Origin of the sequence: Sphingomonas sp. SORGH_AS_0870, from assembly GCF_031453175.1 — a bacterium.
Classification (GTDB): Bacteria; Pseudomonadota; Alphaproteobacteria; order Sphingomonadales; family Sphingomonadaceae; genus Sphingomonas.
Genome location: NZ_JAVIYW010000002.1, coordinates 2317957 through 2330993 on the forward strand (window position 1 = coordinate 2317957; position 13037 = coordinate 2330993).

Below are 13037 nucleotides of genomic sequence, written 5' to 3' on the forward strand. Positions count from 1 at the left end.
TCACACACTCCTTCAGGCTTCGACGGGAACGGTGGCCGCACGCGCATCGAGTGCGCGGCGGATCGCGGCGTGGCGGGTCTGGTCGAGCGGGAAGTGCCAGATCAGCGCAGCCGAGATGATGTGCGCGGCGGCGGGGCCGAGCGCGAAGACGTATTTCAGGGCCTCCAGCGCGGCGGGCGCGCTATGCCCTCCGGGCCGGAAACCCACCCAGGCGAGGAGCGGGAGCGCGAGGCCGATGCCGATCGCGGGGCCCGCCTTGGACGCCAGGCTGAAGACGGAGAAGAACAGGCCGGTGCGATTGTGCCCCGTCGCCAGTTCATGGGCATCGGCGACGTCCGCGACCATCGCACGCAGCATCAGGTTGCCCGAGGCCTGGGTCAGCCCCTGCGCCACCGCCAGCGCGACCAGCAGCCACAGCGTGTCGGGAAAGACCGCGAGCAGGCTGATATTGATCGCCGCCTGCACCAGCTCGCCCGTGATCGCCGTCTCGCGCTTGCCCAGCCGCCGCCCGATCGCCAGCCAGAGCGGCCCGGCGACGACGCCGAAGACGAATTGCAGCAGGTACAGGCCGCTCGCCCATTGCGCGAGGCCCATATAGCTGATGCAGAAGAAGGCGATCAGCCCGGCGCGGATCGACTGGCCCGCGGTCACCGCCAGGTCGGAGGCGAGCACGCGCAGGAGCAGCCTGTCGCGAAAGACGATCGTGGCCGTCCGCCAGAATCCGATGCGGTGATGCGACTGGCTCGGCAGCGCGGGCTCAGGCAGCGCGGACAGGGTCAGGAGGAGCGTGGGCAACAGCGTCGCCAGGACGAAGGCGCCGGACACATGGAGCTTCACGTTCGGCGCAGCCGCGCTTCCCCGATCGATCAGAGTCGGCAGGACCAGGATCAGCAACAGGCCGATCGACCGCAGCACTTGTTGATAGGTCATGATGCGGGTGCGCTCGTGATAGTCGCCCGACACCTCGCCTGCCCAGGCCCAGGACGGCACCTCGATCATCGTCCATCCTATGGTGTACACGAACAGCGTCGCCGCCAGATAGAGCGGCCCGGGAGCCGTCGGCGGGAAGAAGAGGGCGATGGACGCCAGCCCGAACAGGAGCCCGCCGCCCGCGATCCAGGGTTTGCGGCGACCGAAACGGGTGCGGCTGCGGTCGCTCAGGGCACCGACGATCGGATCGGTGACGACGCTCCAGAGGCGGACCAGGAACAGGATGATCCCGAGCGCTGCCAAGGGGATGCCGTAGTGGCTGGCATAGATTTGCGGGACGAAGAGGGCGATCGCCAACTCCGCACCCCAGGCGGGAACCTCCAGTGATCCGAAGGCGCTCAGCCGTGCCGCGCCGTAACGCTGACCCGGTGCGGCAAGCGGTGGCGCCGGTCGGGACGCGGGGTGATCGCGTTCGATTGCGGGCAGGGGAATGCTGGCCATCGCCGTCTCCGTCAGAAACGGACCTTGAGCGTCGCGCCATAGGTGCCCGGATCGCCCAGAATGGCGGAGACGAGCCCGTAATTGACGACGTTCAAGGTCTGGAAATAGTCTTTGTCGAACAGGTTGCGCGCCCAGACCGACAGGTCGTAGCGGCCGTCTTCGCCCAGCCGGACCCCGGCGCGCGCATTGACCAGGCCATAGCCGGGGACCAGCCCGTATCGGCTGTTGCTCGCGACCGTGTAATAGGAGGAGCGGTACGACCAGTCGCCGTGCAGATAGGCCTCCGCACCCCCGCCGATCGGGCGGGTAACGTCGCCGCCGACCGAGGTCGCCCATTTCGGCACGCCCGCCAGCCGCTGGCCGGTGAAGTCGCGCGCGGGCGAGCCGCCGGGATTGGCGGCGGTCGGGTTGAGCGCCTCCACCGGGGTCGGGCCGTTGGGATAGTCGCGATAGGTGGCGTCGGTATAGGCGATCGAGCCGGTCAGGCTCAGCCAGTCGGCCGGGCGCACCGCCAGATCGCCCTCGAACCCGCGCGAGCGGACCTTGGGGATATTAGCGATATAGTTGATATAGGTGTTGGTGCCGATCACCTGCTGGACGATCGTCGTCTGATAATCGGTGACATTGGTCTGATAGGCGGCGAGGTTCAGCGTCACGCGCCGGTCGAGAAACTGGGACTTCAGCCCGACCTCGAAATTGTCGACCGTCTCGGTCCTGACGATGGGATCGACGCCGCTGGGCAGATTGGTGAGGTTCAGCCCCGGCGACTTCGCCCCGCGCGAATAGGTGGCATAGACCAGCACGTCCTCGCCCGGCTTCCAGCCCAGCGTCGCCAGTCCCGAGACGCTGTCGTCGTCGGTGTCGACCGAGAAGGCCTGGTTCGGGACCAGCGCGTTGCGGATCGCGGCGACGCGCGCAATCTGCGCCGCGGTCAGCCCGGTGGTCGGCTGCGCGAAGAGGCGATCATTGGCATAGCTGCCCCATTTCTCCTCATGGGTGTAGCGAAGGCCGCCGGTCAGGCTCAGCGCGGGGCTGATGTGCCAGGTCGCCTGGCCGAAGACCGCGCCGCTCTTGGTATGCGGATCGGACCGGTAGGCGGACAGCAGGCCGTTGGTGGCGATGCTCGCCACCGTCTGATCGTCGGTCGGAAAGAGCGCGAGCGCGGCATCCGACCCGAATTCGGTGCGGCCATAGCCGCGCACGACCTGCTGGAAATAATAGACGCCCAGCACCCAGTCGACCGCGCGCGAACCGGTCGAGGCGAGCCGCAATTCCTGGCTGAACTGGCGCTGGAAGTTGAGGATATGCCCTTGCGTGTTGATCGACAGCGCGGTCAGGTCGCCATCGTTGCGCGGAAACCAGTTCCATTGCCGGGCCGCGGTGATCGACGTCAGCGCGGCGCCGCCCAGATCGTAATCGACCTGACCCGACACGCCCCAAGTGTCCATATTGGCCTGGAACGGCGAATTGGCATCGGTCCGCCTGGCAAAGGGATCAAGCGGCAGCGGCGTATAATTGGGAAAGCGCGCCAGCCGCTGTTCGAAACTGTTCGCGATCGCCCTGCCATTGTCATAGGTCGCGAAGGTCCGCACCGGCAGGTTGATGCAGCAGGACTGCTCCTGCTGCCCCCAGTCGCCGATGATGCGGATGGTCAGCGCCGGGGCCGGGGTCAGCAGCAACTGGCCGCGCACCGTCGCATTCTCATAATCATGGACGCGGCGGCGGGTGGTCGTGTCGTAGAGGAAACCGTCGCGCGTGGTATAGGCGGCGCTCAGGCGAAAGGCGGCCAGCCCGTCGATCAACGGGCCGGTGACCGAGCCGCGCAACTGCCGATAGTCGTAATTGCCGATATCGGCCTGGCCATCGGCATGCCATTGGAATTGCGGCAGGCGGCTGGAAATGTTGATCGCGCCGGCGGTGGTGTTCTTGCCGAACAGCGTGCCCTGCGGCCCGCGCAGCACCTCGACCCGGTCGAGATCGACGAGATCGAACTGGCTCTGCCCGACGCGGCCATAATAGACATTGTCGATATAGACGCCGACGCCATTCTCCAGACCGTCATTGGTCAGCGCCACGTTGGAGCCCAGCCCGCGTATATTGATGTTGGTATTGCGCGGGTTGAAGCTGAAGACCTGAAGCGACGGCACCAGCTGCTGCACCTGGTCGAGCCGGTAATCGCCGCGAAGGCCGAGCTGCTCGGCACCGACGACGCTGAGCGCGATCGGCACGTCCTGGGCCCGCTCCTCGCGCCGCCGGGCGGTGACGACAACGTCGCCGGACCCATCGGGCGCGGCTTCGGGCTCAGCATTCTCGGTCGGCCCGCTCGCGGGCACGGCATGGCTGGCGAGAACGACTTGCGCTCCGGCACTGGACGGCATCAAGGCCGTGGCGGCCAGCAACAGGCAGCGGCGCTTCAACACAAGCGTCATCGCCGCCGGAAATCCCCTTTTCATGGATTGGCTTTCTTATGGTTCTGGCAATGGGACCAAGGCGCGGGGCACCGGCCGCCGACGCACAGATGGCGTCGAACCCTTGCCGGTCCCGATCATGGTTCAGAGGTTAGAGGCGGGCGCGAATGGCCCGCAGCATAGGCGGATCGTGACAGCGGTTCGAGGTCATGGACGGCTCCTCACCGGACGCCACGCGGCGCCACGGGGCAAAGCCTACCAAATCGATGGGAGTTGCGAGAAAAGCATATATTGCCGGTCAGCTAGGCGAGCTATCCGGTTCCATGAGACAGATTATGACAATCGCGGTGGCCCCGGATCCTCCGTCGACCAGCGGAAACGCCGGGAAGGCTCAGCGCCGAAGCGCGAAATCGATCGGGACTTCGACGGTTACGGGATCGCCGGGAATGCCATCCTCGACGGGCGGGACGGGAGAGGCGCGGCGGGCCGTTGCGCACGCTTCCTGATCGAGAAGCGGAAAGCCGCTGCCGTGGATCAGCTCGACCGCCGTCACCTCGCCGGAACGGCGCAGGGTGATGGCGATGCGCGCCACGCCCTGCTGCCGCGCCGCCTCGGCCTGGCGGGGATAGTGTCGGTAGCGCTTGAGATGGCCGAGCAGCCTGGCGCGCCAGTCGGCGGCGGCGCTGGCCGATGACGTCGGGCTGGTGGGCGTGGCCGGGGCGGATGCCGGGGGCATGGCGGGGCCTGCGACCGGGGTCGCCATCCCCGTTGCCTGAGGCTGGAAAGCGGGGGCAGGCGGCGAGGCGGGCATGGTTTGGCTAGGAGAGATCGGGGCAGTCGGCGTCGGCACGCTTGTATCGGTCGTCGCGGGCGGTGGCGGGGACTTTGACGGCGACCGGGGCGGGGAGGGGGAGGTGCTGGGCTCCACGACCGGCACGAGCGGAATGGACTGGGCCAGGAACACCGCCGTCTGTCCGGCATCGACCGAGGGGATGGGCGGTGCGATCCACCGAATGCTGAACAGCAGCGCGCCGACCGTCATGCCGACCAAGAGCGTCGCCGTGCCGAATGCCCGCGCCTGAACGGGCTGGCGGTAGCCGCTTCGGTCTCGTCCGTCGCTAAAAGCCATGTTCCAGCCTGATGCTCGCGGCGGTGCGGCGGAAGGAATAGAGCCAGTCGACATTGCTCGTCACCCGGTTGTGCTGAAGGAGGATATTCGGGGTCAGCCCGGCGAGGCGCAGCCTCGGCAGGCGCAGCACGGCGGTCAGGTTCGTCTCGCGGTCATGACGCACCGCGCCCAGCAGATCGCTATAGCCCCGATGATCCCGCTGGCGGACGGAGCCGATCAGCGTCAGGTCCGCCCAATCCGAAAAGCCGTGCGCCACGCCCATCCGTGCACCGACATGGCGATAGGCATTGGCGCGGGCGGTGGCCTGCTTGTCGCCGCCCTCCACCCCGCCGAACAGCGTCCATCCGCCCCGAAGCGACAGCCAGAAGGTGGCATTGGCTTCGGTCAAGGCGCCATCCAGATCGTCATGGCCACCGCGGTAATCGAACTGCCGCCGTGCCAGCTCGACACGGATCGCGGTGCTGGGCGACGGGCTGACCATCGCCTCGGCGCGAAGACCCGGCGCGGCGAAGAGCAGGCGATGGCCGAACCCCGCGAGGTCGAAGGTCGGCGACAGGGTCAGGCTATATCGCGCGGTCTGATGGTCATAGCCGATCTGCGCGCTCAGCGTCGCCTGGTCATAGGCGCCATGGCCCGGCCAGACGTCGCCATAGAGAAAGGCGCGGGCGAGCAGCCCACCATGTCCGGCAAGCGGTATCCGGCGGCTGGCATTGCCCTCGACATTGACGCCGACCGAGGCGATGGCCGGTGGCAGGGTCCGGTCGATCAGGCAGCGGCCGTCCTGGCCGACCAGCAGGCAGGTCTGGCTGGCCGAGGTCTGGTTCAGGTTGCTGCTGTAACCCGGCCCCAGCGCGATCATCCCCTGCCAGCCGCGTCGGCGGTCCAGCACCGAGAGAAAGGTGTCGACCGAGCGGCGGACTCCGGCGGCCCGCTCGCCCTGATCGGCGAGATCGGCCCGGATGTCGCGGAACAGCGTGCGGGCTTCGCGGTCCTTGCGGTTCTCGAACAGGACGCGACCGAGTTCGAGCCGACCGGGCAGGAAGTCGGCCTGGATCGCCAGCAGCGCGCGATAGGCCCGTTCGGCCTCGCCCAGCCGTCCCTCGCTGCGTGCCAGTCCGCCCCGCGCCCAGGCGACGAGCATCGGATCGGGATTGGCGAGCGCCAGATAGGCGGGCAGGAAGCGCCGCACATCGGACCATTGCCTGCGCGCGACCGACAGGTATAGCGCGCGGCCCAGATCGTCGGGATTGTTGGCGACGCTGTAGGTCTGACCGTCGATGGTGATGCTGGTCGGCCGATCGCTCGCGTCGATGGCCGCGCGTTCGCGGACGGTGGGGCGGCGGTCGATGCCGGGATCGAGGCGAAGGCGATCGTCTTCGCTGCGCGCGGTCTGGGCATGGACGGCGCCCGACGGCAGGAACGCCGACAGCGAGAGAAACCCGAGAAGGACGATATGGCGCATAAGGGCGTGGCGAAGCCGGGGTTCCCGCAAGGGAGAGACAGGAACCCCGACCCTTGCGTCAGTTCTTCGTGCCGCCGAAGGCGGTGTCATGCTGGCGCGCGCCGTCGAACTTGACGGTCCCGGCCAGTGCCGCCGCATCGGCGCCGAAGAAGCGACCGCTCACCGCGCCGCCCGACGCAACCGTTGTGCCCGACTGGGTCGCCACGCCCCCGTTGCCCGAGAAGCTGGCCCCGATGATCCGCGCCGTGCCGATATCGACCCCCGCGCCGGTCGACGCGTTGGACAGGCTGCCACGCAGCGTACCCGACGTGCCCGAGCCGAAATTGGCGGTCAGGGTGCCGGTCAGCGCGCCCTTGTTGCCATAGTCGCTGATCCCCTTGACCGTGTAGGTTGCGGTGCCGCTGGTCGGGACGGTCGTGCCGCTGGTGTTGCCGACATAATAGACGGTGTGATCCCCCGCCGAGGCATTGCCCGTCTGCGACCATTCGCCGAACCACAGGTCCGCCGAACCGACCCGCGCGAAGCGGAAGTCGCCATAGCTGCTATGATCGGCGGTATCGCTGCTCGCCATGTTGAGATGGCGCACGCCGTTGAGATCGGGGGCCGCATAGAGGCTCAGCCCCTGGAAATCGACGCGACGTCCATTGGTCCCCGGCACGCCGATGCCCGCCCGGCCGGCGACATGCGGGCCGCCATTCACGTCGCTTTCGCTCACGGTCACCTTGCTGGTGTCGCTCGATCCCCCGGCGAACTGCGCCTGCGCCGCGCCGCTGGCCAGGACGGTGGCGAGGCCGGCGAGAAGGATGGTCTTCATCTGGATGGAGGTCATGCTATTGCTCCTGCGGTTGTGTGCGCCCGATCGCTTCGGGCGCATCGATCCGGCCCCGCTGGCCATGTCCGGCGTTCAGGAAGGACGAGGGCGGCGGGGTCGAATGGCGGGATCGTCAGAAGCGGCCCGTCAGGCTCAACCGGACGGTGCGCCCCGGTGCGGGCATCAGCGAACGGGTCAGCGGGTCGGCATAATAACGATCGTTGAGGTTGGTCCCGACCAGCTCGGCCGAGAAACGGTTGTTCAGATTGTAGCGGACATAGGCGTCGGCGGTGACGATCGCGCCCCAGCTGAACGGCACGTTGAGCGAATAGACGTCGATCTGCTGCGCGCGCGGCAGGTTCGCGATCTTTTCGAAGAAGGGATTGTTGTAGCGGCTGTAATAGGTCAGCCGCCCGCCAAGCTCGAGCCGCTTGTCGAAGAAGCGACCGCCCATCGTCCAGTTGACCGTCTGCTCGGGCGTCGCCTGGGTCAGCAGGAAACCGTCGGGAAAGCCATATTTGACGCAGTTGGGAACGCTGCCATTCTTCTTGTCGGCAAGCGCGGCGGCGCTTTCGTCGCACACCTGGTTGGTCGTCATGAAGGCCGCGCCCAGCTGCGTATAGAAGCCGCCGGAATCGATCCGCGCCTCGGCCTCGATGCCCGCGATCGTCTGTTCCTGGATGTTGCTGAACTGGAGGTTGGTGGACCGTTCGACCACATTGGAGATATGGTTGCGATAGAAGGTCAGCTTGATGTCCGCGCGCTGATCCTCGCCATTCAGATGGAACAGGCGGCGCAGGTCGCGCACCAGGCCTATCTCGTACAGCCTGGCGTGTTCGGGCTGGAGCGGTGCCAGCGGATTGAACGAGGCGGAGAAGCCCAGCGTGCTCTCGAACATGCTGGGGAAGCGCCAGGTCTCGATATAGCGGGCATAGGCGCGGGTCTGTTCGTCGGCATAGACGGTGGCCGACAGGCTGGGCGCCCAGCGGTGCGCCGAACGACGCGGCGCGGTGATCGGCACCGTGGCGACGATGGTCTGGAGACGGCACGTCCCGTCATTGCCCGCGATCTGGCCGATCGCACCGTTGAGACAGGGATTGCCGTTCCGGGAATAGCGTCCCTGGGCATCGGGGCTCCAGGTCGGCCCCTGTTCCTCGAACGCGACCTCATAGGGGTTGGCGAGATATTCGGGCAGCAGCTCGGCGATCAGCGCGTCGACCTCCTTGGGATCGACATCGGTCAATAGGCTGCGCCAGTAGCGCTTGGCGAAATCGGCGCCGGTGCCCTTGACGTTGAAGAACGACTTATAGCCGCGATAGACGGTGGAATTCAGGTTGGCATTGCCCTTCGCGATCTGGCTGCGCGCGAAATCGTCCACCGCCCAGTAACCGGCATAGCTGACGCCCGCGTTCAGCTTGAGGAAGCTGGCGGGGCGCCATTCGCCGTCCAGCCGGACCAGGAACTCCTCGCGTCGGCCCGCGCGCGGGAATTGCCGCCATCCCTGGAAGCGCGCCGGATCATAGATGTCGCGCGACGCCAGTTTCTCATGCTGCCAATTGCCGCTCAGCGTCAGGTCGAAGGTCGAGCCGAGCCGGATCGTGTTGGCCGCGTTCAGGCCATAGCGGTTGTTGATCGCATTGGCGCGAGCATTGTCGACCAGGATCGGCCGGGCGAAGGTCGCGAAATTGGGCATGCCGCCGGAATTATAGGTGTCGCTGGTCGTGTCGGTGGCCCAGAAATTGGCCTTCAGGTCGATCCAGCGGCTCTCCGGCTGCCACTTATATTCGGCGTTATAGGCGCGGGCATGCACCTTGCTGAGCGGCCATTGCGCATTGCCGGTATCGATCAGGATGCGCGACGGCATGATTTCGCCATATCGCGTCACGCTGTCGCGCAGGCTGACCAGCAGATACTGGTCGTCGGCGATGTGCCAGGTCGCCTTGAGCAGCACGGACTCCAGGTCGCTGGAGGTGTTGGGCACCTCATCGCCCGGCGCGAAGCCCAGCGCCATGCGGCGGATCCGATTGAGATTGCTGGAGGGGAGTTGCGTCTGCCGGTAATAATCCGGATCGCTGGTCCCGGAGAAATAGTTGCCCCGCTCGCGATAGGCATAGGCCCCGAACAGGTCGAGCCCCTCGATCCGCAACGCCGTCGCGACCCGCACCGCGCGGTCCCCCAGCGAGAAGAAGTGATTGTCGTCGCGGGTGCGCGGCACGATCAGCAGCGAGGGGTCGCGCAGCGCGAAGCTGGGCGAGTTTTGCGGGAAGCCGGGCACGGTGCGATAGTCGCGCCCGGTCAGCAGCGTCGGCAGGCGCGGGTCGGTCGCATTGTTGCCGCCCTCCAGCCGCACGTCGAGGCCGAAGGTCCGGCCCGGACGCAGCACGTCGTCCGCGTCCAGCGTGTTGATGACGACCGTACCGCCGGTCGAGCTTCGGATATTGCCCCGATCGGTCGGCCCGCGCAGCACCTGGAGCCCGGAGATCAGGCTGGGATCGACATAGGCCCGGTTGCTCGCGCCGTTATAGCCACGCCAGACGGTCAGCGCCTGTTCGGTCCCATCGATCACGACGGGCACGCGGCCGGGCCCCTGGATACCGCGAATGCTGGGGTCGAGCGCCCCGCTATTGCGCGCATCGCCGCTCAGGACATTGACCATGCCGCTCAGCAGGTCGGAGGTGGTGACGCCCTTATAGCGTTCGATCTCCGCCCGGTCCTTGTAGCCGCTGGAGAAATCGGCGTCGAAGACCGCGTCATGGCCGCGCTCGGCGCGCGTCGCCGCGACATTGCGGGGGGCATCGTCTCCCTCGACGCGAAGGGCGTCGGTGATCACCGGGGCCTGCGTGCCGCCTGAAGACCGCACCGGTCGGCGCCGGAGCGTCAGAACTCCGTTCGACAGCTGCCAGTCGAGTTCGGTCCCGGCGAGCAGATGGTCCAGCGCCCGGGCGCGGTCCATGCGGCCCGACGCCCCGCGTGACCGCAGCCCGGCGAGCAGGCCCGCATCGACGCTCAACTGTACCTGTGCCTGCTGGGCGAACAGGGCCAGCGCATCGGCCAGCGGCTGTGCGGGGATGGCAAGGCTGATTTCGTCCGGCCGACCCTGAGCCGCCAGCGGCGCGGCCATGACCCCCATCGTCGAGGCCGTCAGCATCAAGCCGATGCCCAGCCGCTTCCATCGAAAACCGATCCGTCCGCTCTTCACATAGTCCCCCATTGTCACACGGCGTAAATGCTAATGCGTATTGTTCGCATTCATGAGTTGGACGTTTGGGCAGCTCGGATTTTCGGACGGTTTCAAAAATTTTTTGGGGTTCGCCGTTCAGTCGGCGTGGACGATGGTGATCCACGGCGTGATCCGGGTGATGGACAGGCCGTGAGCCTGGCGCATCGCGGCGAGGGCGCGGTCGGAATGGCGCAGATCGTAAACGCCGGTCACATGGCGCGCCATGCCGGGGCCGCGGGCGATCAGCCATCCCTTATGCCATGGCCGCAGCGCCGCGATCGCCGCCGCCAGAGGGCGATCGATCATGATGAGCCTTCCCGTCGCCCAGGCAGCGACGCGGGAGGGCGGCGTCTCGCTCCGGTGCCGGGCGCCCGATGCGCAGTCGAGGTCATCGGTCTGGCCGGGCCGCAAGGGGAGGGGATCCTTCCAGCCCCGGGCACAGGATGCGCCGACGGCTCCCTCGCGAACGGCGATATGCGTCGTGCCGCCTTCCATGGCGACCTCGAACGCGGTTCCCAGATCCGTGGCGACGGCATCACCCGCGACGACCCGGAACGGATGGTCGTCATCATGGCGAACCTGAAAATAGGCGCTTCCGCGCAACAGGCGAGCATGGCGGGCGCCGTCGAACGTCATGGCGCTGCGCGGCGCCAGGGTGACGCGGCTGCCATCGGCGAGCGTCAACGTCCGGACCTCGCCGGTCCGCGTCGTCGTCGCCGCTGCCGGGATCGGCAAAAGGTCGCGGCCGATAAAAAGGGCGGTAAGGCTGGCGGCCAGCGCGAACGGGACCAGGATGGTCCGGCCTGCGCGTCGCCATCGCCGATCGGGTACGGCAGGAAGCGCCGCCACGTCGCCCGATGATGGAAGCTGTCGGATCAGGGCGCTGACATGGTCGAGCTGACTCCACGCGGCATCATGCGCCGGTGTCTGGCGCCAGAGCCGAAACCGGTCGTACAAGGCGGCATCATCCGGTCGCTCCTGCAACCGGATCATCCATTCCAGCGCCTCGCGCTGGTGACATGTCTCGCCCTCGTCCTTGCTCACAATGGCTTCAGCCTCTTCCTTCTCTCCGAGGACGAACGGGGCCACGATTTTTTCGCCGCGGCGGACTAATTCGTCGCTGGGTGCAGCGCGCGGCGACAGCGCGCCACGCCCTCTATGACCAGCGAATGGGCCGTCGTGATCGACACGCCCAGTTCGGCGGCGATCTCGCGCAAGGGTGCCCCCGACAGGCGATGCATCTCCACCGCCCGGCGCATGGGCGGGGACATCCGGCGCAGTTCGGCGGCGACGATGGCGAGTTGCTGGGCGGCGATCGCGGCCTGCTCCGCATCGGCCGCCGCAGCCGCGACCCGGTCGCTTTCGCCGTCGAGATCCGGCGGCATGATCCGTTCCTGCCGTCGCCGCTGACGATAGGCATCGATCGCCAGATTTCGGACCACGCGTCGGATATAGCCCATCGGTTCGCCGACCGGCCGCTCCGGACCTCGCTGCGCCAGTTTCAGCCATGCCTCCTGCACGACATCCTCTGCGGAATCGGGGTCGCCTGTCACACGCGAGGCCTCTGCGATCAGCCGTCGCCGCTGGTCGGCGAACAGCGTGGCCAGTGGCGGCAGGACTGTCATGGCGCGGACCAAGCCGCCAGCCCGAAGGCGGCATATGCTGCTCGAGCGACACGCACGGCAAACTGCGCCACAGACGACAGTCGCTCGATCCTTCGCATGCCCGTCGCTCCCGCCAGCCCCGGCCCGGAACCATCGGTGCCGTATCTGGCTGTGCGGGTCCGTTGCCAAATTAGCTAATGCGAGTCAATCGCATATGATGATATTGGCTGCCGGGAGCGCGCAGGCTCCTCGATATGTCGCGCTCAGGGTTGTGGCGTCGCGGGCTTCTCGGGAGCCGCCGCAGCCCGGCGGAGTTCGGCGATCTCGGCGGCGGTCTTGAAGTCCAGCATTTCGACCTGGAAGACCAGATCCGCATTGGCCGGAATAGGGCCGGAGGCCTGCGCGCCATAGCCCAGGGCCGCCGGAATGCAGAGGCGCAGGATGCCGCCCCGACCGACCATTTGCAGCCCTTGCGAGAAGCCGGGAATGACCTCGCCCACCGGCATGACCGACTGCATCGCCTGGTCGAACACCACGCCCGTTGCGGCCAGATAGCCGACATAGTTGACCAGCGCGGTCGCGTCCGCACCGGGCATCGCACCCGTGCCGGGACGCAAGACCGTATAGCCCAGCCCGGACGGCGTCCGCGAGGTGCAGGCACGCTGGGCGGGCGGCACGATGGGGTTCAGCGGAAGGGGGATGATGCCGCCATTGGCCGCCGCCGGGGGCGAAGAAGGCCGCGCCTTCACGCCCTGCGCGGTCGCGCCTGCGGAGAACGGCACCGTCAGGGCGGGGAGGGCGATCGCGATGGCGAAGCGGCGCAGCGCGCGGCGGGAAATGGTCATGGCGCATGCCCTAGTCGGGCTTTGGCCGACAGATCAAGCGGCTGGGCCACGCCGCGCCGCTACTGCATTTATCATCATTACACATGAACATTGTCACACTAATGAAAAACCTCGGTCATAGGGCGGC

The 13037-nt window shown here is 67.2% G+C and carries 10 protein-coding genes; 1 reads left to right on the forward strand and 9 read right to left on the reverse strand.

Annotation, left to right across the window (positions count from 1 at the left end; all coding sequences use genetic code 11):
• Positions 1-12 precede the first annotated feature (12 nt).
• From QE363_RS10975 to QE363_RS10985, 3 genes are all read right to left on the reverse strand, one after another.
• Positions 13-1431, reverse strand: coding sequence for an MFS transporter (locus QE363_RS10975; RefSeq protein WP_309695142.1), 1419 nt, complete (start codon positions 1429-1431; stop codon positions 13-15).
• An 11-nt stretch (positions 1432-1442) separates the two neighbouring features.
• Positions 1443-3860, reverse strand: coding sequence for a TonB-dependent receptor (locus tag QE363_RS10980; protein WP_309695144.1), 2418 nt, complete (start codon positions 3858-3860; stop codon positions 1443-1445).
• Between the two features lie 370 nt (positions 3861-4230).
• Positions 4231-4602, reverse strand: a complete 372-nt coding sequence (locus QE363_RS10985) for an energy transducer TonB (RefSeq protein ID WP_309695145.1) — start codon at positions 4600-4602, stop codon at positions 4231-4233.
• Between the two features lie 46 nt (positions 4603-4648).
• On the opposite strand from QE363_RS10985, the gene QE363_RS10990 reads away from it, so the two are divergent.
• Positions 4649-4921: a hypothetical protein gene (locus tag QE363_RS10990; protein WP_309695146.1), complete on the forward strand. Its 273-nt coding sequence runs from the start codon at positions 4649-4651 to the stop codon at positions 4919-4921.
• Positions 4922-4957: 36 nt separating this feature from the next.
• On the opposite strand, the gene QE363_RS10995 is transcribed toward QE363_RS10990, so the two are convergent.
• The 6 genes from QE363_RS10995 to QE363_RS11020 form a co-directional block, all read right to left on the reverse strand.
• Positions 4958-6430, reverse strand: coding sequence for a surface lipoprotein assembly modifier (locus QE363_RS10995; protein WP_309695148.1), 1473 nt, complete (start codon positions 6428-6430; stop codon positions 4958-4960).
• A 58-nt stretch (positions 6431-6488) separates the two neighbouring features.
• On the reverse strand, positions 6489-7259 hold the full coding sequence (locus QE363_RS11000) for a Slam-dependent surface lipoprotein (RefSeq protein ID WP_309695150.1): 771 nt from the start codon (positions 7257-7259) through the stop codon (positions 6489-6491).
• Positions 7260-7374: 115 nt separating this feature from the next.
• Positions 7375-10440 carry a TonB-dependent receptor domain-containing protein gene (locus QE363_RS11005; protein WP_309695151.1) on the reverse strand — a complete coding sequence of 1022 codons (3066 nt, stop codon included), beginning with the start codon at positions 10438-10440 and terminating at the stop codon, positions 7375-7377.
• Positions 10441-10557: 117 nt separating this feature from the next.
• Positions 10558-11505, reverse strand: coding sequence for a FecR domain-containing protein (locus QE363_RS11010; RefSeq protein ID WP_309695152.1), 948 nt, complete (start codon positions 11503-11505; stop codon positions 10558-10560).
• 65 nt (positions 11506-11570) lie between these two features.
• Positions 11571-12086 carry a sigma-70 family RNA polymerase sigma factor gene (locus QE363_RS11015; protein WP_309695154.1) on the reverse strand — a complete coding sequence of 172 codons (516 nt, stop codon included), beginning with the start codon at positions 12084-12086 and terminating at the stop codon, positions 11571-11573.
• A 242-nt stretch (positions 12087-12328) separates the two neighbouring features.
• Complete coding sequence (locus tag QE363_RS11020) at positions 12329-12910, reverse strand: FKBP-type peptidyl-prolyl cis-trans isomerase (protein WP_309695156.1); 582 nt, start codon at positions 12908-12910, stop codon at positions 12329-12331.
• Between the last annotated feature and the right edge of the window lie 127 nt (positions 12911-13037).